The sequence below is a fragment of the Paraglaciecola polaris LMG 21857 genome, from assembly GCF_000315055.1.
GTDB lineage: Bacteria > Pseudomonadota > Gammaproteobacteria > Enterobacterales > Alteromonadaceae > Paraglaciecola > Paraglaciecola polaris.
Map to the genome: position 1 here is coordinate 147,294 of NZ_BAER01000115.1, position 20,141 is coordinate 167,434.

The following is a 20,141-nucleotide window of genomic DNA, read 5'->3' on the forward strand; positions in this document are numbered from 1 at the left end:
ATGACCTATGATTTGTTAGGTCGAATAGGCTTTGTGAGAGAAAATTATCCCTTTTAAGCCGTCATATACTTAGCTTGTAGATTGGAAGCTTGTCACTTTTTATTAGTGACAAGTTTTATTTGTTAGTCATACAAGTGAATAGTTTCGATGCTGAACAGCTTATTAGTAAAAATCCGGTTGCTGATTCCACTCCAGCTATCATACGCAGGTCTTCGGTGGGTTGCGAGCTACCCAGACCCAGAGTAGTAATTGTCGTTAACGAAAAATAATAGATATCTTTCACACTGTGTCTGCCATTAAATTCCCCGAGATCCAATTCAACTCCTATTAAATAGCACAGGCAGAATAACCCCGCGATCAACATTTGGCTGCATACGGCAATCAGCAAGATAACGTGCATTGCTGCAAATTTGCTGTGCAATTTGCCTGAAATTCTGTCAGCCAGCCATGAGATATTAACGTAGTGAAGGGTCAATGCCATCGCGACACCAAGTAGCGAAATTAACATTGTAGTTATCATAGATCACCTATATTGATTAATTGGAGTATATGTTGCGTATAAAAATCAGCTTGTTTTAAAGCCATTTTGAAATAATTATTTTTACTAAAATAATCACTCATACTTGTAAGGATTATACGATGAACTATACAAAATTTGCAGCAATGATCATTCCAAGCAGCGACGTATTACTCAGTCGTAAATAGAGTTGGCTCGCATAGAGGCTAAGTCGCAATGGCAATTTTCAGCTGAGATGCCTCGCTATGAACCGACGGATGATTTCGGCTTAGTTGCCGGGATCTCAATCCCATGGGGAAATAACAACTAGCAACGCTGGCAAGATTGACGCCTTACAAGCGCAGCAAGAAGTATTAGCTGATGAAGCCAGTGCTTTGTTACAAAAGCTTGTCGCACAACTTTACGTGCTGCTTGAGGAAATGGGGCATTCACGTAATGTTATCGACACCCTACAGCAACGTATCTAGATGCATCTTGGAAGCGGCTGACTTCATCAGATATGTCAGTCGTTAATGTTGAAGACCGCTTTTATGTTGTCAGCGCCAACAACACTGAAACAGAAGATACGATTTACTTCCAGATCGACAATAATTGCCGAGTCATGGATGTTACCCATAAAACAATATCTCAATCAAAAATCAAAAATCAAAAATCAGTCAATGACTGAAAACCGTTCGAACTTACCGATCGGCCTATGGTTTATTGGTGCCATTTTCTGACACTCTCTTGGCTACCTTATTCAATTTTTTAAACCATAAAGCCATCATTCAAAAGACGAATATATGTTTTTCGGAGTACACCAGGTAAATTGAGGATATTATCGAGTAGTCTCAATAATATCCGTTTTCATGGTAGAAAATGTATACAAAAAACTTTTTAACTCATTGTTTGTGTAGCAGATTAATATAATTAAAAGTGTGTAAATGTTGAGGTGTTAGTGAGACTTCTACACTGTTATCTGTCAATTTTCACAGAAAGGAATATATGGATATTTCAATATCTGGTGCTTAGCAGCTTTGTTCAATAATAACTTCAAACGGAAAAATAGGCGTTAATACCCACTTTAAAGTAATAATTCAATCAAAATTGAATATCACTAACGTCTGCATCGCTCACAAGAGTCAGTCGCCATCCGTCGCTCATGTGTTATGTTAATCGATTGAAATCAATGCTTTTTCCTGCCCTTCGCATAGTTTCGCCGTATGTGCTTTTCAACAATTTCATTATCTAACAGTAAAAAACTATTACTTTTCACAAAACTGGTCTTTACTTAAAACGCTTCGTATCTCCTTTCAATTGACTACATTTAAGATGTACTGTCCTAGGTGATTACTCGGGGTTTTTAACTAATTGTAAGGTTGTCTTTTCCAGCATCGGTTTATCGCGACACTCCATAGTCATCCAACCTGCCAATCATTCAGTTTGAATGTCCTCAGGTGAACAATAAAGTGCAACAGGAAAATAAAATTGCCTCTGAAAATGAGGGTTATTCTCCGGGGCTCACTCTTTGATTATGGAATTTTACCGAGAAATACTGAGAGGATTGCTTTTTTTGAGATCAAATACACAAGAATAGCCAGACATTTATGTTAAATATTATTCAGCCGAAATAAAGGAGGCCGAGCTTAAAAAAATAATGCAGCCAAGTAATATTTATCACCAATTTAGCTGACTGCAAGGGGACATGACTCCACACCAAAGATACAGAGGATTAGAAAAAGCGGCTAAAATACTCTGCAGTTTAGTGACCATTGCAACTGAGGTGATGCGAGGTGTATTTTGTTTTGCAGGTAAGGTAGTCATGGGTAATCTTACAGTTTAATTAATAACTACAGTATAGGCTTATATTGGACAGGATGACGAAGATAGACTATTGCAGTTACAAGGTGCATCGGTGAGCTACGGTATAGCCATTTGGCCGCGTCAATGCGTAACAACATAAAATCGCTCGTTCAATAACATTGAAGACGATCACTTTTTTGTCCGTCAGTAGACCTTATTAAAATCTAATTTGAATGATCGGCTTCATTCAAGGAATTTAGTTTTTTACGCATGGATTCTCCGCGACGAAATAAAGTAATGCAGGTTATTTTTGAGGGGTAATTTATCCTTTGTTATTTGTCTTCACATCAATGTTTGTATGTTCATTGCGTTGTCACATTTGGAATCGAATAAAAACAAGGATCAAATCTATGTCGTTAACACTGGAAAACGTCTCCCGTTCGGTTGATGGCGTCCAACACATTGCAGGCGCCAATATCACCTTTAAGGCTGGCTCCTTCAACGTTCTACTGGGTCGGACCCTGGCAGGAAAGACGTCTCTTATGCGACTTATGGCTGGGTTGGATAAGCCGGACACTGGCCGAGTGCTTATGGACGGGCGGGACGTAACTAATGAATCGGTTCAGCGCCGCAATATTTCAATGATCTACCAGCAGTTTATTAACTATCCCAACTTGACCGTGTGGGAGAATATCGCGTCGCCTTTGCGGCTGGCCAAGATGAAAGAGCCTGAGATCACCCGCCGGGTCAAAGAAACAGCTGCCATGTTGCAGATAGAGCCACTACTTCAGCGTTTCCCATCGGAGCTTTCCGGCGGCCAGCAACAGCGGACAGCCATGGCGCGCGCGCTGGTCAAAGATGCCAGTCTGATCCTGTTCGACGAACCCCTGGTCAACCTCGATTACAAGCTTCGTGAAGAGTTGCGGGCGGAATTGCGGGAGTTGTTTAAGGAACGCAATTGCATCGCTGTCTATGCCACAACTGAGGCCAACGAGGCGCTTGCGCTGGGTGGCGTCACGACGTTGTTGCAAGAGGGTAATATTATTCAGTCCGGGCCGGTAATGTCGGTGTACCGGCAACCCTCGACGGTGACAGCTGCGGAGCTTTTCAGTGAGCCACCGATTAATCAGATCAAAGGGCGGGTGACAGAAACTGAAGTCACATTTGATGACTACGCCCATCACCCGCTGACTCGCAACCTGAGTGATCTTGCGCCTGGCGCCTATCAGTTTGGCGTGCGTCCCAGTCATATCAGTCTGGTACCGCAAAACGACGATGATCTCGAGCTTGCCATGACTGTGGAACTAGGTGAGATCAGCGGGTCAGAAACCTTCATGCACGTGAAGAATGACCATTTTTCGCTGGTGCTGCAGTTGATGGGGGTGCACCAATACCACACGGATACGCCCGTCAAAATTTATTTACCGATCAGCAAGTTGTTCGTTTTCGGGGTGGATGGGAGCTTGATTCAAGCACCGCATCACCTGTCCAAGGAGTGAGTGAAGATGGCTGAAATACAACTAAAATCATTGGCGCACAGTTACAGCAAACACCCTTCGGGCGCCGAAGACTATGCCATTCGCCAGATGAGTCACGTCTGGCATAATGGTGGCGCTTACGCTTTATTAGGCCCCTCAGGGTGCGGTAAAAGCACCATGCTCAATATCATATCGGGCTTGCTACAACCCTCTGAAGGAGAGGTGTTGTTTGACAACGTGAAGGTCAACGAGCTGTCGCCGAAAGACCGGAACATCGCCCAGGTGTTCCAGTTCCCGGTCATCTATGATTCCATGACGGTGTACGACAACCTGGCCTTTCCGCTGCGCAATGTGGGCATGCCAAAAGCCAAGATCAAAGCCAAGGTGGACGAAATAGCCGCCATTCTTGAGCTCGGTGAGGTGCTTCACAACAAGGCCAGAAATCTGACTGCCGACGAGAAACAGAAAGTGTCCATGGGCCGCGGTCTGGTGCGCGACGACGTGTCGGCGATCCTGTTTGACGAACCACTCACCGTGATTGACCCGCAGTTGAAATGGAAGCTGCGTCGTAAACTCAAACAGATCCATGAGCAGTTCAACATCACCATGGTGTATGTCACCCACGATCAGCTGGAAGCGTCTACCTTCGCCGACAAGATAGCGGTGATGTACGAAGGGCAGATCGTCCAGTTCGGGACACCGCGGGAGCTGTTTGAAAGCCCTAACCACACCTTTGTTGGGTATTTTATTGGTAGCCCAGGCATGAACCTGATTCCGGTTCAGCGAACGGAAACGGGCGTCGAATTTGATGGCCTGCCGCTGCACATTCATCCGGAACTGGCGAAATACGCGGAGACCAGTACCTCGTCGAACATCAAAATCGGGATTCGTCCTGAATTTGTTCGCCTGTCCAATACCCCGGCTGATGACAGCTATGAGTGTCATGTGAAGTACATAGAGGATCTGGGCACTTATCGGATTGTTACTCTTGAGCTCGGGTCCCAGACGTTACTGGCGCGGATTGATGAAGACCAGGTGATTGAGGGCGATACCGTGCATATCGGTTTTCCCCGCCAATGGCTGAAGCTTTACATCGATGAATTTCTGGTAGAGGGAGCGACAGAATGAACAAGGTATCCAACAACAAGGCCTGGTGGCTGGTGCTGCCGGTTTTCATCCTGGTGGCATTTTCCGCGCTCATCCCGCTGATGACAGTGGTCAATTATTCGGTCCAGGACATATTTGGCCCGGGACAGGCTTACTTCGTGGGCACGGAATGGTTTGAAGAAATACTCGGGGATGAGCGGCTGCAGGACTCTCTGGGCCGTCAGTTTCTGTTTTCTGCTGCCGTGTTGTTGATCCAGATCCCCCTGGGAATAGGGATCGCGCTGATGATGCCTACCCGTGGCAAACGTGCCTCTGTATGCCTGATTATGCTGGCCATCCCGTTGCTGATCCCCTGGAACGTAGTTGGCACCATCTGGCAGATATTTGGCCGTGGCGACATTGGGCTGTTCGGCTGGGGATTGAACCAGCTCGGGTTCGATTACAACTACACCGCCAATACCGGTGATGCTTGGGCAACCGTACTGTTGATGGATGTCTGGCACTGGACGCCGCTGGTAGCGTTGCTCTGCTACTCCGGTCTCAAAGCAATACCTGAAGCGTTCTACCAGGCGGCAGAAATAGATCGTGCCTCCAAGTGGGCTATCTTCCGTTATATCCAGCTCCCTCGCCTAAAAAGCGTTTTGGTAATCGCGGTGCTGCTGCGATTCATGGACAGTTTCATGATTTACACTGAGCCCTTTGTCCTGACAGGTGGTGGCCCGGGCAGCTCAACGACGTTCCTGAGCCAGACGCTGACAACCATGGCCATCGGTCAGTTTGACATTGGTCGAGCAGCCGCCTTCTCACTGATCTACTTCCTGATCGTGCTGTTGGTGTCATGGCTGTTCTTTACCGCTATAACCCACCTCGACAAGCAAAAGTGAGGGCTTAGTGATGAAAATGAATAAACGTAAAAATTTCGGTATTACGGCCTACATCATCCTGCTGATGTTGCCGATCTACTGGTTGCTGAACATGTCGTTCAAGACCAATCAGGAAATCCTCGGACAGCTGACTTTGTTTCCCCATGACTTCACGCTGGCAAACTACGCGACGATTTTTACCGATCCGAGTTGGTACTCCGGTTATATCAACTCGATGATCTACGTTTCAATGAACGTGGTGATCACCCTGTTGGTGGCGCTTCCTGCAGCCTATGCCTTCAGCCGTTACAAGTTTGTGGGTGACAAACACCTGTTCTTTTGGCTGCTCAGCAACCGCATGGCGCCACCTGCGGTGTTCCTGCTGCCGTTCTTTCAGCTCTATTCCTCTATTGGCCTGTTTGACACGCACATAGCGGTAGCGTTGGCTCACTGTCTGTTTAATGTTCCGCTGGCGGTGTGGATTCTGGAAGGTTTTATTTCGGGAGTTCCAAAAGAGTATGACGAGATGGCCTATATTGATGGTTACAGCTTTCCAAAATTCTTCGTGAAAATATTTATTCCGATGATTCGCTCGGGGATTGGAGTTGCGGCTTTCTTTGCTTTCATGTTTTCCTGGGTGGAGTTATTGCTGGCGCGAACACTGACCTCGGTGGATGCTCAGCCTATTGGTGCTATCATGACGCGGACCATGGGGGCCAGTGGTATTGACTGGGGCGTGTTGTCCGCAGCCGGAGTATTGACTATTCTTCCGGGTCTGCTTGTGGTCTGGTTTGTCCGTAACCACATTGCCACCGGCTTTGCCCTCGGTCGGGTATAAGGAGAGTCATTATGATTGCCTGGATGAATTGGACCTTACCGGTCGCTATTTTCTTTTCTGTAATTGCCGCTATTCTTCTGGTGATGACGGTGTACGAAGTTGTTTCTCCCTGCACCGAGCGCAAGGGGTTTCTGCCCATCGCAACCACCCGTGGTGACCGTTTGTTCATTGGTCTGCTCACAAGTGCTTACCTCAATCTGACGTTTTTGGGTTTAACCGAACTCAGCCTTTGGATAGCCCTGGCGGTCTCGGTTGCCTGGGTCGCCATACTGCTCCGCTGGGGCTAACAAAAGCGGATCGCGTAAAAGTCGGGAAAAATGCGCAAATTTTAAAAATTTGCGCATTGATGTTTTTTCGTAAACGAACTAATGTTTTGTTTATGGTCAAAAACGATCACAGTATTGTTTTCGACCTGCCACATCACGGGTGACTGACGTCAGGTGATACGTATGTAAAACCAAAGGCTTTTGCCCGCTTGTCATCCCGAATTCTAACAATTCAATCGAGGTTGGATATGCTTAAGAATAAGAAGTATCCGAAAGCGCTAATGCTGAGCATGGCAGTAAGTGCGGCAAGCCTGGGGCTCAGCCTAGGGGCTTACGCGGATCAATACTCCGACGCGGCCAAAAAATGGGTGTCCGAAGAGTTTGAGACGTCAACGCTCAGCCAAGCTGAACAGCTTAAGGAAATGGCCTGGTTTACCGAAGCCGCCGAGCAGTTCCGCGGTATGGAAATTAATGTGGTTTCCGAAACCATTGCAACTCATGAGTACGAGTCCAATGTTCTGGCCAAGGCTTTTGCGGAAATTACAGGTATCAAGGTGACCCATAACCTGATCCAAGAAGGTGATGTCATCGAGAAGCTGCAGACCCAGATGCAATCCGGGCGTAATATTTACGACGCCTATGTTAACGATTCCGATCTGGTCGGCACTCATTGGCGTTATGGTAAAGTGGTTTCTATCTCCGACATGATGGCAGGCGATGGCAAAAGCGTCACCAACCCCATGCTGGACCTGGACGACTTCATTGGTCTGGATTTCACCACCGCCCCCGATGGGAAAATCTATCAGCTGCCTGATCAGCAGTTTGCAAACCTATACTGGTTCCGAGCGGACTGGTTCGAGCGCGAAGACCTTCGAAAACAGTTTAAAGATATTTATGGCTATGAGCTTGGTGTGCCTGTTAACTGGTCCGCCTATGAGGATATTGCCGAGTTCTTTACAGTCAGTGTGAAAGAAATTGATGGCCAGCACGTTTATGGTCACATGGATTATGGCAAGAAGGATCCATCATTGGGATGGCGCTTCACGGATGCCTGGTTCTCCATGGCGGGCGCTGGCGACAAAGGCTTGCCAAACGGCATGCCGGTGGACGAGTGGGGAATTCGGGTTGAAGAATGCCACCCGGTCGGCTCCAGTGTGACCCGCGGCGGTGCCACGAACGGACCGGCTGCGGTATACGCAACCGAGAAGTACGTCGACTGGTTGCGAAAGTATGCTCCGCCGGAAGCGCAGGGCATGACATTCTCGGAGGCCGGGCCGGTACCTGCGCAGGGCAATATTGCTCAGCAGATCTTCTGGTACACCGCGTTTACCTCCAGCATGACCGAAAAGGGCTTGCCGGTGGTGAATGAAGACGGCACGCCGAAATGGCGGATGGCACCTTCACCCCATGGTCCCTACTGGGAAGAGGGCATGAAGTTGGGTTATCAGGATGTAGGTTCCTGGACATTTTTGGATTCCACGCCTAAAAAACGCCGTCTGGCGGCATGGTTGTACGCCCAGTTTACGGTGGCAAAAACCGTGTCCCTGGAGAAAACCCTGGTGGGTCTGACGCCGATTCGTGAATCGGATATCAACTCCCAGGCAATGACCGATGCTGCGCCCATGCTGGGTGGTCTGGTCGAGTTCTATCGCAGTCCGGACCGGGTGAACTGGTCGCCGACCGGTACCAACGTGCCGGACTATCCGAAGCTTGCCCAGCTGTGGTGGCAGTACATTGCCCAAGCCGCTAGTGGCGAGCGTACACCGCAACAGGCTCTTGACGGTCTGGCCGAAGCACAGGACAAGGTGATGATGCGCCTAGAACGCGCCAGTGTAATGGCCACCTGTGGGCCCAAGCTGAATGAGCCACGGGAAGCAAGCTATTGGTTTAACCAGCCCGGCGCACCGAAGGCTAAAATTGCCAACGAGAAACCACAGGGCGAGACCGTGCCTTATAAAGATCTGCTGAAGCGCTGGGAAGGCGCCCGCAAGGAATAAATGCCTGGCAAGCCACCGACTTGCATGAATTTTGTCGGTGGCTTGCAACCCGTTCTTTTAAGGGACTGGGCTTTCGCAGCTGATTTATCGCCGATGTACGAACACTAGGCGAGACGTGCCTCGATGTCGCTTATTTCCTAATCTCTGTCAGATCCCCGAAGGCCTGCCTAACCGAACAGCGGATGAATGGCTGCAACCGTTACTCTCATCATGAGGTGATGATGAATTCCGGACCAATCGACTTCAGCAGCTTGTATATAAGAATAATAAACGCTATCCCGGGTCTAAACAATGAACAACAGGCTGTACTTGGGCTGCAATCATGAAGTAATACTTGCTATTCGCCGCTATTCGAATAGCGTGTGGTTGATGATAACGGATAATATGAACCGTCAGGTCTGTTACAACGTGCAACGCGCTGTGGATACGATGCATCACCTCATCATAAGCCATGACATCACGATGTCGACAGACAGAGGCCAACTAACGCCAGTTACAATGCAAACTCAATAGGCATTGAATGGGAAGGACATTCGTAGGAACACCGAAGCTAATAGCAGCCATGTAGGGATAATGGTCAGCTGTCGCCAAATCCGCCTCAAAAAATGCAGTCATCAAGCCTATTTACTATCAGTTTTGGAACCGAGACTCAAAAATAGACATCACCGCCGGGTTGCCCAATGCCTATATAGGAAGTCTAAATATTTTAAATCTGAGTCAAAAATGCAAAGGAATAAACTTGTGTCACGGAGACCCGTTTCACACCGCCTGAGCTCATATCTGCCTGTCAGTTCAGTAATCCGCAATTATATTTTCAACCTTACGAATATCCCTTTTCGCTATATTTCGCGGTTTCCATTATTTATGCTGTTGAGCCGTATAACGCTTAGGCGATTGCCCCAATACACCTTTAAACATGGTAATAAATGCGCTGACTGAATTGTATCCAAGATGTTCTGACACGCTTTGTACCGACATCTTGTTGGTGAGTTGCTGCATTGCAACGATTACGTGTAGCTGATGACGCCAACGACCAAATGTCATACCGGTCTCTTTTTTTATCAAGCGTGCCAGAGTGCGCTCTGTCATTGCTAATTGAGCAGCCCATTGGCTGAGGGTTTTTCTATCTCCGGGTTGAGAAAAGAGCTGTCGAGCGAGCCGAGACACAGTCGGATGAGTCGATAAAGGTAAGTCGAGGGGCTGTTGTGGCATATCGGTTAATATATCAATTAGTACCTGTGCCATGCGATGAGTCGCACTCACCACAGAGTAATGCTGCTCCAACGTGGCGAAGTGGCATATGAGCTCTTTGGCTAGGGGAGTGATGGCGAGTGTACAGGTGTGATCCGGCATACGTAGTTCACTGGGTTGAATAAATACATGGCACAGGGTCGCGTTATTATATGCTCGGTTACTATGAGTGGTATGGGCGGGGATCCAAATCGCGCTGTGGGTGGGCACCATCCACATTTTACCCGCAACTTCACAGGTCACATAACCGTGCAAAGCCAATATCAATTGACCCTTTGGGTGTGTATGCAACGGCAACTCATGACTATTGTGGACCCTTTCAATCCGAGCAACTACCGACTGAGGCATTGATTCAAAGTGTTGCAGATCATCCCATTGGATAGCGTTAAAAAGGCTCATTTGTCAGGATTTAGTTATTTGAAGTCATTATTGCTAAATTATATTCGTTTAGAACCTTCTATAATAGCCCTCTATTTATCGTTAACCGTTTAGCCAGAGGTTTAGCAATGCAGTTTGTTAAAAGACTAGAGGGATTGACGCCTAGTATCATAGCCTCGTCTTCGTTTATTTTTGTATTGGGTATTTTTTTTGTCGCAGCAAACTTACGTGCACCAATCACCGGAATCGCACCGCTGCTGGACAAGATCATTGCGACTTTTGAATTAAGCAATACCCAAGCTGGCATGTTGACGACGTTGCCGTTAATCGCCTTTGCCGTGTCATCACCTATGGCAGCAAAGTTAGCACGAAAAATAGGCATTGAAGGCTCGTTATTTATTGCCTTGTTACTCATAGGTGGGGGGATTAATTTGCGCCTCATGGATTCAGTGTGGGCACTGTATAGCGCAACCGCCATTATTGGTGTGGGTATCGCCATAGGCAATGTATTACTGCCGAGTTTGATCAAGCGTGATTTTGCGGCGCGTGTTGCTGTGATGACCTCGTGTTATGTGCTGGCCATGGGAATTTTTTCAGGTGGGTTTTCAGCTATAGTCACTCCTTTAGCCAATATAGAAGCGTTAGACTGGCAAGGCGCACTAAGTGTGTTTTCGTTAATCACTTTAGTCAGTTTATTACTGTGGGTACCACGACTACGCTCCCAAACCATGCCTGATGTTAGGGGGGCTGATATCAGTGGAATACCCGGGGGAAATCCCCTAAAAACCAGCAAAGTGTGGCATTTTCCTTTGGCATGGCAAGTAACCATCTTTCTCGGTCTTAATTCCTTTATGACTTATATCTTGATTGGTTGGTTGCCTAATATCCTTGTTGAGGCGGGACATACCCCTGAGTATGCTGGCGTATTACACGGCTGGCTTCAGGTAGCATCTGCTGTGCCTGGGTTTGTGCTTATCCCATTATTGCCAAGACTCAAAGATCAGCGAGTGCCTGCTGTCGTGATGTCAATTTTGGGCAGTACTAGTGCCCTAGGGTTACTTTACGCGCCTCAGTTTGCGCTTTTATGGACCATTCTAGTGGGGTTTAGCTCGGGTGGCTGCTTTATTTTGGGGCTGTCGTTTATTAGTTTTCGAAGTCAGGATGCTATGCAAGCGGCGTCGTTATCGGGGATGGCGCAATCGTTTGGCTATTCTCTCGCGGCCATTGGCCCTATGTTGGCGGGTTACATGTATTCGTCATTAGGCAACTGGTCAGGCGGGCTTTGGCTGTGCGCAAGTGCTAGCTTTTGCTGTGCGATTGTTGGTTTAGGCTGTGGCCGGGACAAAGTCTTACCAAAGTAACGTCTGTCCCCTATAGATAAGGGAATAAGCCTAAAGACTTTACAACGCCACGTTGTAAAATTTACCCCAATGTAAGGACTGCAGCGGCGCTGCAAAGTGCATTAGCGTATTTAGGGGGTTAGTGACATATCTTTTTACGTTTGTGCAAGCCCCATTATTCGTGCCCTGTAGGCATTTACTATGACAGCTTGCTGTTTCTCCTGCGTGTTGGCGTTCTACTTGCTCCTATTGACATGACTCCACATTCATTTCAATCATTAGGAGAGAGAAGATTATGTCAAACACGGTGAAGACGATTAATCCGACAACTGAAGAGCAGTTGAAAGAGTACACCTTACTATCAAAAGATGAAGCGATTAAGGCAGTCGATAAGGCGGATGAGGTATTCCAAACGTGGAAGTTCACCGACCCAGAAGAGCGCGCTAAGCTTCTAAACAGCATGGCTGACGTGATCGATGACAATCGAGATGCCTTGGTGACGTTAATGATCGATGAAATGGGTAAAGTAAAAGAGCAGGGTTATCAAGAAGTGGATTTGTGTGCGGCGATTTGTCGTTACAGCGCTGAAAAAGGTCCTGAACTTTTAGCTGACGAAGAGCGTGAATACGAGCAAGGTAAAGCCTTGGTAAGTTATCGTCCTCTTGGCGTAGTGCTAGGTATTCAGCCATGGAATTTCCCTTTATATCAAGTTATCCGTTACAGTGCGTCGAATTTGATGGCGGGTAACGTAGCGGTACTAAAACACGCAGCAAACGTTTTCGGTATGGCAGAGAAAATTCAGGAAATGTATGAAACAGCTGGCTTTCCTAAAGGCGCCTATCAGTCAGTTTTGATTGATGGCGAAACCGCCAGTGAATTGATTAAACATGAAAAAGTCCGCGGCGTATCTTTTACTGGCAGTGACGGTGTGGGCAAAAAAGTCGGCGCTTCTGCGGCCGAGAACGTTAAAAAATCAGTGCTTGAATTAGGCAGCAACGATGCCTACGTGGTGCTTGATGATGCAGATCTTAAAGTGGCAGTTGAAGCATGTGTTATGGGGCGTATCGTCAATAATGGTGAAACTTGTGTGTCGGCCAAGCGCTTTATTGTGACTGAAAAGAACTACGACGGGTTCAAAGAAGCATTTGTTAGTGCGATGAAAGCCATTAAAATGGGCGATCCGAACCTTGATGATACCGACCTTGGGCCGATGGCCCGTGAAGATCTACGAGACAAATTACATCAGCAGGTCAGTGATTCGATAAAAGCCGGCGCAAACTGTCTTATCGGCGGCGAAGTACCAGAGCGTACGGGGTACTTTTACCCAGCGACTGTGCTTGAAAATGTGCAGCCTGGTTCTCCGGCTTATGATGATGAATTATTTGGCCCCGTGGCATCTTTGATCAAAGCAAAAAATGATCAAGACGCCATGCGTATTGCCAATGACTCTCGTTATGGCTTGGGTGGGGGTATCTTTAGTCAAGACGAAGACAAAGCCATTAAACTAGCCAGAGAGGTATTTGATACCGGCATGATCAACATCAATGGTTACGGTCTGGCTCATCCTAATTTACCTTTTGGTGGAGTAAAGGACAGTGGTTACGGGCGAGAGCATGGCGGGTTTGGTATTCGCGAATTTGTGAATGTTAAAGCAATCATGGTCACCCAGTAGTCTTACATTCTTCCGTGGCGCGTTGTTTAACTGTCAGCGTCTTAGGATGGCAATAAAACCAGTAAAAAAGGCAGCCAGATATAATCTGGCTGCCTTTTTTTGTGTTTATCTTACGGATGATTAACCCGCAAGACAAAAACGACATTCATAGGTAGTTGTGTCGGCTCAGAAGTGCGCGGATGTTCCTTGAAGATACTGGTTAAATGTACCTTGGTTGGCATCCTTTAATTGAACACATTGCTTTGACTCGTCTTGGGCTACATCAAAACTGCGTGACATGCCATCATACTTATCCATATGTTGTTGATAGAAGTTCTGGGCGAGTGCGATGTTATGCTGACTACAACTTGCCGACACATACTCAGGCATGCGAGCAATATGATAAGCCGGCATTTTAGCGGTGACTTTTTCCATGTTTTTATCCAGCCATTGATACAGCACATCTTTATCTTCCCGGGCTTCGCTGGCGATGGAGATGAAACGCAACACATTTGCAGGGCTGACGTCGTTATTAAGACTCATGTCGAGAACCTTACGGATGGTGTCAGGCTCAGAAAATAACATGCCGTAGCCAATGGCACTTTGGGTATTGGCGTCTGTAGTGGCAAAATATGCACTTTGAAAACGCTCAAACCACTCTTTATCGCCATTCACTGCCAAACTACGCATGGCGCTACTGGCAATCGCACGGCCGGTACTGGTGTCATCTTTAAGGAATTTTTCGCTAATACGTTTACTCTCTTTCATTACCTCTGCATCTTGCGTATAGCGACCTAACATACCAAATACAGCGTTACGTAAACGACTGACATCATTACTGTCGCTTGTTTGTTCAGTGACGCCAAGTCGTTCAAACCATGGACTTAACTTGGCGCTGATAAAGCCGGCAAATAAGGCTTTATTGCTCTCGTCGACCAAATAGGTTAAGTCATTCAGGGCTGCCACTACCGAGCGTGCCACAACAGGATCACTGTCTTGTGCGAGAGCATCGAGTACCGCCATGTGTTGATCTAGGGGGATTTTGTCGGCGTTAAATAACGCGTCTGAATTGTACAGCAGCGACTTTTTCTCTCTGGCGTTTAAATCGCTTATATCATTTAATAAGGCTTGCATTTGCACGGCTGGGATCTGCCAGCGCATATAGCCCATAGCATTGTCATTTGGGTACGCCCATTGGGCTTGTGCTAACTCGCTCATATTGACCTGCGCTTTATCTAAAAACAAAGATGTGCGCTGAATTTCACCGTCTTTCTTATAGATAATAGCCAAAGGAACCACCCACGTTTGAGCCTTTACGTTTGCACCGGCTAAATGGTAACGGCTTTGGGTTACATCGCCATTGATAGCGATGTTTATCAGGGGGTAACCCGGCTGATCTAGATAGGTTTTCATCATGGCGGGCACATCGAAGTCTGCCACAGTGGCCAGCACTTCCCACAAATCATCTGCCTGAGCATTGCCCCAAGCATGTTTGTGCATGTAGCTTTGCACCCCTTTTTGAAAGGCATCCTCACCCACTAATGATTCAATCATTTGTAAGACAGATTCACCTTTACTGTAATTTAAGCCTAAGCCGTCCATCACGTCAGTTTGGCTACGAACTTCTTTTTTGACCGCTTTGGTGGTGGGGCTAGCATCAGCACCAAACGCACCTTCTTGCACTAACTGTGCTTGAGTATTTTGTTCAGGGTAAAGCGCCATGGTGATTTTACTTTCCATCCATGAGGCGAACGCTTCGTTTAACCATAAGTCGTCCCACCATGCCATCGTTACTAAGTTGCCATACCACATATGGGCTAATTCGTGGGCGATGGTTTTTGTTGGGCCACTTTGCTCGGTTAAGCGAGGTTCATCATCAAGCAGCAATAAGCTACTGCGATAAGTCACTAGGCCAGCATTTTCCATTGCGCCATGGGTGAAGTTAGGTACAGCAATGAAATCAAGTTTTTCGTAGGGGTAGGGCGTCCCGAAGTAGTCTTCTAAGGCAGCGAGTATTTTTGGCGTTTGCGCAACGGCAAACTTAGTACGATGGGCTTGACCTTTTGGGGTGTAAATTTTACCAGGAACAGATAAGCCGGTTATATCCGCCGAATCTAACTCGCCTACAGCAAAGGCAACCAAATAGCTTGGCATCGGCTTGGTTTTTTTGAATGTAACCGTTTGCCAACCATCCGCTGAGGTGCGAGACGCCACAGGGGTATTTGATATCACAGTGTTGATACTGGGTGCGGTAATGGTCAGTTGATACGGAATTTTAAAATTTGGCTCATCAAACCCCGGGAATGCTCGGCGGGCGTGCATGTCTTCGAATTGGGTAAATATGTAATTGCGTCCTTCAAAAGTAGACAAGTACATGCCGTCCGATGTGGTATTCACTTTGCCATTAAATTGCATGTGTAGCTGATAGGTTTTAGCTGGCAGCATTTCGGACGCTTTACCCTGCTGAATATCGTATTCTTTACTTTGTACCGTTAACGGAATATGGCGCTGACCGTCGATAAGCTCAGCGAGATAAACATCAAGGTCCCGTTGATAAAAACGCACAATGTCAGTGGCGTGTTTTATGTTTACTGTGATGGTCGTTTCACCACTAAACGTGGCTTGATTGGGGTCTATTTTAAGTTTTATTTGTTGGAATGTGGGTATTACGTTTTCGTCTAAACGGTAAGCGATATCACTGGCGTGAGCTTGGGTAATCATCAGTAAACCCAGCGCGGTGCTTAAGCAGCGTTGTATTAATGTCATATTAAGTCTCTGTTATCGATTATATTTTTTAACGTAATGCATCAGCCTAGTGTGTTAAGCGTTATTGATGTATTCGTTTGACGCGCAGATTAGGGGAAATTTGTAAAAATGCAACTTCCTAAGCGTTAACAGGTGTGTCAATTGTGGGAAATTAAACTAGGGCAATAGATACAAAAAAGGCTCATCACTGAGCCTTTTTTAGGGTTTAATCTTGTGCTGTGTATGCGTTAACTTGCTACCGGGAATTGATAATCCTCGAAGGTTTTACGCAATGCCAATTTATTGAGCTTACCTGTTGCTGTGTGGGGTAATTCATCAACGAATACCACATCATCTGGCATTGACCATTTGTGTAGTTTATCGGTTAGGAATGCTAGTACTTCTGCGCTTGTGGTTTGTTTATCGCCTTTGCGTACGGCTATCAACAGTGGACGTTCAGTCCATTTCGGATGATAACGACCAATAGCGGCGGCTTCAGCAATACCAGGATGGCTAACGGCTGCATTTTCAATGTCGATTGAGCTGACCCATTCTCCTCCTGATTTAATCACGTCTTTGGTGCGATCGGTAATTTGCATATACCCAAGTGGGTTAATCGTGGCCACATCGCCGGTTTCAAACCAACCCATTTCGTCAACCGGACAACCTTCTTCTCCCGGTATTTGCGACATACCATAGTAGCCGCTAACGACCCAAGGACCACGTACTTTAAGGGCGCCAAAAGCCACGCCGTCCCAAGGTAACTCGTTGTTGTCTTCATCGACAATGCGCATTTCGATGCCAAATACGCCTCGACCTTGCATGGCTTGTAAGTCAGTTATTTGCTCGTCGGTGTAATCTTCCATACCGGGTTGTAAACCGAAGATAGTACCCAGCGGGCTAGTTTCCGTCATGCCCCAGCCTTGATAAACCATGGTGTCATAATTATGTTTGAAACGTTCGATGATAGTGCGTGGGCACGCAGCGCCACCAACGGATACCTTGTGTAGCGTAGGAATTTTCTTAGCGCTTTTATCTAAGTAATCCAACAAAGCTAACCAAATAGTGGGCACCCCAGAACTAAAGGTCACTTGTTCACTTTCAATTAAGTTTTGCAAGGTTTCGCCGTCACCCATTTTTGGCCCAGGCATGACTAATTTAGTGCCTGTCATGATGGTGCCAAATGGCAAGCCCCACGCATTGACATGGAACATAGGAACAACAGGTAAGCACGTTTCACGACTTGATGAGTTGGTGACATCGGGCAGGGCCCCTGCAAATGCATGTAGCAGTGTGGATCGATGGCTATACACCACGCCTTTAGGGTTGCCAGTGGTGCCTGATGTATAACACATACCGCTGGCGGTGTTTTCATCGAATTCAGGCCATTCAAATTCGCTCGACTTGTCAGCAATAAGCTCTTCGTAACACAACACATTTTCAAGATTAGTTTCTGGCATGTTGGCTTTGTTAGTTAAAACGATAAAGGCTTCAACGTTACTCAGCTGAGGTGCTAACGCTTCAATTAGCGGCATGACTAACACATCAACAAAGATGAATCTGTCTTCTGCGTGGTTGATAATATAGGTTACTTGCTCAGGGAACAGCTTAGGGTTGATGGTGTGGCACACCATACCGCTGCCTGAAATAGCATAATATAGCTCTAGATGACGATAATCATTCCATGCCAGGGTGCCGATACGATCGCCAAATTGAGCACCAATAGAATTCAGTGCATTAGCTAGCTGGCGGCTACGAACCGCAAAATCTTTGTAGGTATAACGATGGCGTGGATTGTCTGCTGTGACCGAGACAATTTCACGCAGGGGGTAGTTCTTTTCGGCGTGCTTTAAAATGTTTGAAATCATCAATTGTGACTTCATCATGAGTGCTTGCATTTGCGGTTCCTTATTCACGTCAAAGGGCAATCAGATTGCCCTTTTTAAATCGGTATTTAACGATAATCTATTGGGGTACTACCAAGCGGTAACACCACCATCGAGAGCAATGGATTGTCCCGTCATATAAGTGTTGCCAGGCGACAGTACTAACAACATGGCATTAACTATTTCTTGTGGTGTTGCCAAGCGTTTCATCGGGCAACCCACAGCTAATTGATTAATACCGTCTTGGGAAATTTCACCATCGATATTTAAGATATTAGTCGGCGTGTAAAAAGGGCAAATTGAATTCGCTCGAATACCTTTGCGTGCGTATTCAATGGCGGCGGTTTTGGTCAAACCGATAACGGCGTGTTTAGCGGCAGCATAGGCTGCGCCTTTTGGTGCTCCACCAAGACCTGCAAGAGAGCTCACATTCAAAATGTGGCCGCTGCCTTGTTTTAGCATGACTTCAATTTGATGTTTCATACCGAACATCACGCCTTTTACGTTAACCGCCATTTGCTTGTCCATGGTCGCTTCGTCAAGAGTGTGCATAGGCGCCATGCTGTGAGCGATACCTGCATTGTTTACACCGATATCAACTCGGCCAAATTTTTCCATTGCGCTATCAACCATGGCTTTACAGTCTGCTTCTTTTGACACATCGCAGTGCTGGGCCACAATGCTGTCCGCAAACTCCTTCAGACCATCAACCGTTTCAGCGAGACCTTTAGGGTCAATGTCACTGATCACAAGTTTACAACCGCGCTCGGCTAAGCCTTTTGATAATAAACGTCCGAAACCACTGCCTGCACCGGTAATTAATGCCACTTGTCCGCTAAAATCTAATAATGAATCCATGTTAAATACTCGCTTTTAATGTGTTGAAATGGGGTTGTCGTTAATAAATTGCAGTAATACTTTGGCTAACTGCTTAGGTTGATCTTCTTGTAAAAAATGTCCGCCCTGAGTGATCGTGGTATGTGATTGACCTTTTGTTCCTGGGATGAGCTTCTGCATTATGCCGTCGCCACCTACCGTAACGGGATCACTATCACTAAAGGCGGTGATAAAGGGTTTTTCAAATTTCTGCAGTACCTGCCATGCTTGGCGATTAGCATCGGTTTGCGGATCGTCTGTGCTGATAGGCACCAGTAGAGGAAATTGGCGCACACCCGCTTTATATTCTTCGCTTGGATAAGGAGCGTTGTAACCGTCGATCACCTGCTCAGTCAATTCCGTTACGGTTGCCCCCTTAATAATACCCGCCACTGGAAACTCGGGTACTGCTTGGGAAAATGTACGCCATTTCATAAAAGCGTCACCCGGCGCGTGATCGCCAGTGGGCAACATAGTATTGGCTGCTAATACCCGGGCGAATAACTCAGGATGCTCGGCTACTAAACGTAACCCTAACAATCCCCCCCAATCCTGGCATACCAAGGTCACGTGAGATAATGATAGTTGGGTTAAGATATTACGTACCCAATCGAGATGGCGCTGATACGTGTAATCGCCGCGTTCCGTGGGTTTATCAGAACGACCGAAGCCGATTAAGTCCGGGGCAATAACCCGATAACCTTTATCTGTTAGTGGTTTGATCATATTTCGATACAAATAACTCCAAGATGGTTCACCGTGGAGCATCAAGATCACTTCACCATCTTGACTACCTTCGTCGAGGTAATGCATGCGCAATTCGCCCCCTTCGAAATCATCTACACTTATGTAGTGAGGCTCGAACGAATAGCCGTTAAGGCCTTCAAAACAGGCGTCCGGGGTGCGTAAATACTGCATAGTGGCTATCCTAATTTTTACTTAACAAGGTTATGTAAGTACCTTGTTAAACATGTAAATGGGGTATTAGAAAATCATCTGGCCCTTAAAAAGTCAACTCGCCTAAATTAATGCAGAAGTATGAATTTAATGAATATTAAGCTCCTTGTAAGAATATTCGCGTTATCAGTTAGGATTATTAATCATTATAAAACCAATAAATTTGGATGATTAAGCTGCCTGACCTAGTATTCGTTTACTAATTTATC

Annotated in this window: 15 protein-coding genes and 2 pseudogenes; 11 read left to right on the forward strand and 6 right to left on the reverse strand. The window is 46.6% G+C overall.

Annotated elements, in window-relative coordinates; genetic code table 11:
* Positions 1 to 115: 115 nt before the first annotated feature.
* Positions 116 to 520 carry an ion channel gene (locus GPLA_RS24280; protein ID WP_040515331.1) on the reverse strand — a complete coding sequence of 135 codons (405 nt, stop codon included), beginning with the start codon at positions 518 to 520 and terminating at the stop codon, positions 116 to 118.
* Positions 521 to 677: 157 nt separating this feature from the next.
* Between GPLA_RS24280 and GPLA_RS24285 the strand changes: the two are divergent.
* From GPLA_RS24285 to GPLA_RS24405, 9 genes and pseudogenes are all read left to right on the forward strand, one after another.
* Positions 678 to 981 (forward strand): annotated as a pseudogene (locus GPLA_RS24285) (TolC family protein); the annotation flags it as partial.
* 35 nt (positions 982 to 1,016) lie between these two features.
* On the forward strand, positions 1,017 to 1,184 hold the full coding sequence (locus GPLA_RS23005) for a DUF6488 family protein (RefSeq protein ID WP_007106514.1): 168 nt from the start codon (positions 1,017 to 1,019) through the stop codon (positions 1,182 to 1,184).
* 1,525 nt (positions 1,185 to 2,709) lie between these two features.
* Positions 2,710 to 3,798 (forward strand): ABC transporter ATP-binding protein, encoded by a 1,089-nt coding sequence (locus tag GPLA_RS18505; protein WP_007106516.1) that lies wholly within the window; start codon positions 2,710 to 2,712, stop codon positions 3,796 to 3,798.
* 6 nt (positions 3,799 to 3,804) lie between these two features.
* Positions 3,805 to 4,905 carry an ABC transporter ATP-binding protein gene (locus tag GPLA_RS18510; RefSeq protein ID WP_007106517.1) on the forward strand — a complete coding sequence of 367 codons (1,101 nt, stop codon included), beginning with the start codon at positions 3,805 to 3,807 and terminating at the stop codon, positions 4,903 to 4,905.
* A complete protein-coding gene (locus tag GPLA_RS18515) occupies positions 4,902 to 5,768 on the forward strand; it encodes a carbohydrate ABC transporter permease (protein WP_007106518.1) in 867 nt (288 codons plus the stop codon). Before GPLA_RS18510 ends, GPLA_RS18515 begins: the two co-directional genes overlap by 4 nt.
* Before the next feature lie 16 nt (positions 5,769 to 5,784).
* On the forward strand, positions 5,785 to 6,585 hold the full coding sequence (locus GPLA_RS18520) for a carbohydrate ABC transporter permease (protein ID WP_040515351.1): 801 nt from the start codon (positions 5,785 to 5,787) through the stop codon (positions 6,583 to 6,585).
* A gap of 11 nt (positions 6,586 to 6,596) precedes the next feature.
* The gene (locus tag GPLA_RS18525; protein ID WP_007106520.1) at positions 6,597 to 6,872 is read left to right on the forward strand and encodes a DUF2160 domain-containing protein; all 276 of its coding nucleotides are present in this window, start codon (positions 6,597 to 6,599) and stop codon (positions 6,870 to 6,872) included.
* 227 nt (positions 6,873 to 7,099) lie between these two features.
* The gene (locus GPLA_RS18530; protein ID WP_007106521.1) at positions 7,100 to 8,848 is read left to right on the forward strand and encodes an ABC transporter substrate-binding protein; all 1,749 of its coding nucleotides are present in this window, start codon (positions 7,100 to 7,102) and stop codon (positions 8,846 to 8,848) included.
* A 366-nt stretch (positions 8,849 to 9,214) separates the two neighbouring features.
* Positions 9,215 to 9,358, forward strand: a pseudogene (locus GPLA_RS24405) (IS5/IS1182 family transposase); the annotation flags it as partial.
* Positions 9,359 to 9,706: 348 nt separating this feature from the next.
* Here GPLA_RS24405 and GPLA_RS18535 read toward each other — a convergent pair.
* Positions 9,707 to 10,498 carry an AraC family transcriptional regulator gene (locus GPLA_RS18535; RefSeq protein WP_040515333.1) on the reverse strand — a complete coding sequence of 264 codons (792 nt, stop codon included), beginning with the start codon at positions 10,496 to 10,498 and terminating at the stop codon, positions 9,707 to 9,709.
* A gap of 107 nt (positions 10,499 to 10,605) precedes the next feature.
* On the opposite strand from GPLA_RS18535, the gene GPLA_RS18540 reads away from it, so the two are divergent.
* Positions 10,606 to 11,838 (forward strand): CynX/NimT family MFS transporter, encoded by a 1,233-nt coding sequence (locus tag GPLA_RS18540; protein ID WP_007106524.1) that lies wholly within the window; start codon positions 10,606 to 10,608, stop codon positions 11,836 to 11,838.
* Positions 11,839 to 12,112: 274 nt separating this feature from the next.
* On the forward strand, positions 12,113 to 13,489 hold the full coding sequence (locus GPLA_RS18545; RefSeq protein ID WP_007106525.1) for an NAD-dependent succinate-semialdehyde dehydrogenase: 1,377 nt from the start codon (positions 12,113 to 12,115) through the stop codon (positions 13,487 to 13,489).
* Between the two features lie 165 nt (positions 13,490 to 13,654).
* Here GPLA_RS18545 and GPLA_RS18550 read toward each other — a convergent pair whose 3' ends face one another.
* The 4 genes from GPLA_RS18550 to GPLA_RS18565 form a co-directional block, all read right to left on the reverse strand.
* On the reverse strand, positions 13,655 to 16,234 hold the full coding sequence (locus GPLA_RS18550) for a M1 family metallopeptidase (protein WP_007106526.1): 2,580 nt from the start codon (positions 16,232 to 16,234) through the stop codon (positions 13,655 to 13,657).
* A gap of 227 nt (positions 16,235 to 16,461) precedes the next feature.
* Positions 16,462 to 18,111 carry a long-chain-fatty-acid--CoA ligase gene (locus GPLA_RS18555; protein WP_007106527.1) on the reverse strand — a complete coding sequence of 550 codons (1,650 nt, stop codon included), beginning with the start codon at positions 18,109 to 18,111 and terminating at the stop codon, positions 16,462 to 16,464.
* Between the two features lie 78 nt (positions 18,112 to 18,189).
* Entirely contained in the window at positions 18,190 to 18,957 is a 768-nt protein-coding gene (locus tag GPLA_RS18560; protein ID WP_007106528.1) for an SDR family NAD(P)-dependent oxidoreductase, read from the reverse strand.
* 15 nt (positions 18,958 to 18,972) lie between these two features.
* On the reverse strand, positions 18,973 to 19,893 hold the full coding sequence (locus GPLA_RS18565; protein WP_007106529.1) for a haloalkane dehalogenase: 921 nt from the start codon (positions 19,891 to 19,893) through the stop codon (positions 18,973 to 18,975).
* Positions 19,894 to 20,141 lie beyond the last annotated feature (248 nt).

Coding starts and splice junctions, on each gene's coding strand:
- GPLA_RS18545 (WP_007106525.1), top strand. CDS start 12,113: ATGTCAAACACGGTGAAGACGATTAATCCGACAACTGAAGAGCAGTTG.
- GPLA_RS18520 (WP_040515351.1), top strand. CDS start 5,785: ATGAATAAACGTAAAAATTTCGGTATTACGGCCTACATCATCCTGCTG.
- GPLA_RS18505 (WP_007106516.1), top strand. CDS start 2,710: ATGTCGTTAACACTGGAAAACGTCTCCCGTTCGGTTGATGGCGTCCAA.
- GPLA_RS18530 (WP_007106521.1), top strand. CDS start 7,100: ATGCTTAAGAATAAGAAGTATCCGAAAGCGCTAATGCTGAGCATGGCA.
- GPLA_RS18560 (WP_007106528.1), bottom strand. CDS start 18,957: ATGGATTCATTATTAGATTTTAGCGGACAAGTGGCATTAATTACCGGT.
- GPLA_RS18550 (WP_007106526.1), bottom strand. CDS start 16,234: ATGACATTAATACAACGCTGCTTAAGCACCGCGCTGGGTTTACTGATG.
- GPLA_RS18540 (WP_007106524.1), top strand. CDS start 10,606: ATGCAGTTTGTTAAAAGACTAGAGGGATTGACGCCTAGTATCATAGCC.
- GPLA_RS23005 (WP_007106514.1), top strand. CDS start 1,017: ATGTCAGTCGTTAATGTTGAAGACCGCTTTTATGTTGTCAGCGCCAAC.
- GPLA_RS18535 (WP_040515333.1), bottom strand. CDS start 10,498: ATGAGCCTTTTTAACGCTATCCAATGGGATGATCTGCAACACTTTGAA.
- GPLA_RS18565 (WP_007106529.1), bottom strand. CDS start 19,893: ATGCAGTATTTACGCACCCCGGACGCCTGTTTTGAAGGCCTTAACGGC.
- GPLA_RS18555 (WP_007106527.1), bottom strand. CDS start 18,111: ATGCAAGCACTCATGATGAAGTCACAATTGATGATTTCAAACATTTTA.
- GPLA_RS24280 (WP_040515331.1), bottom strand. CDS start 520: ATGATAACTACAATGTTAATTTCGCTACTTGGTGTCGCGATGGCATTG.
- GPLA_RS18510 (WP_007106517.1), top strand. CDS start 3,805: ATGGCTGAAATACAACTAAAATCATTGGCGCACAGTTACAGCAAACAC.
- GPLA_RS18515 (WP_007106518.1), top strand. CDS start 4,902: ATGAACAAGGTATCCAACAACAAGGCCTGGTGGCTGGTGCTGCCGGTT.
- GPLA_RS18525 (WP_007106520.1), top strand. CDS start 6,597: ATGATTGCCTGGATGAATTGGACCTTACCGGTCGCTATTTTCTTTTCT.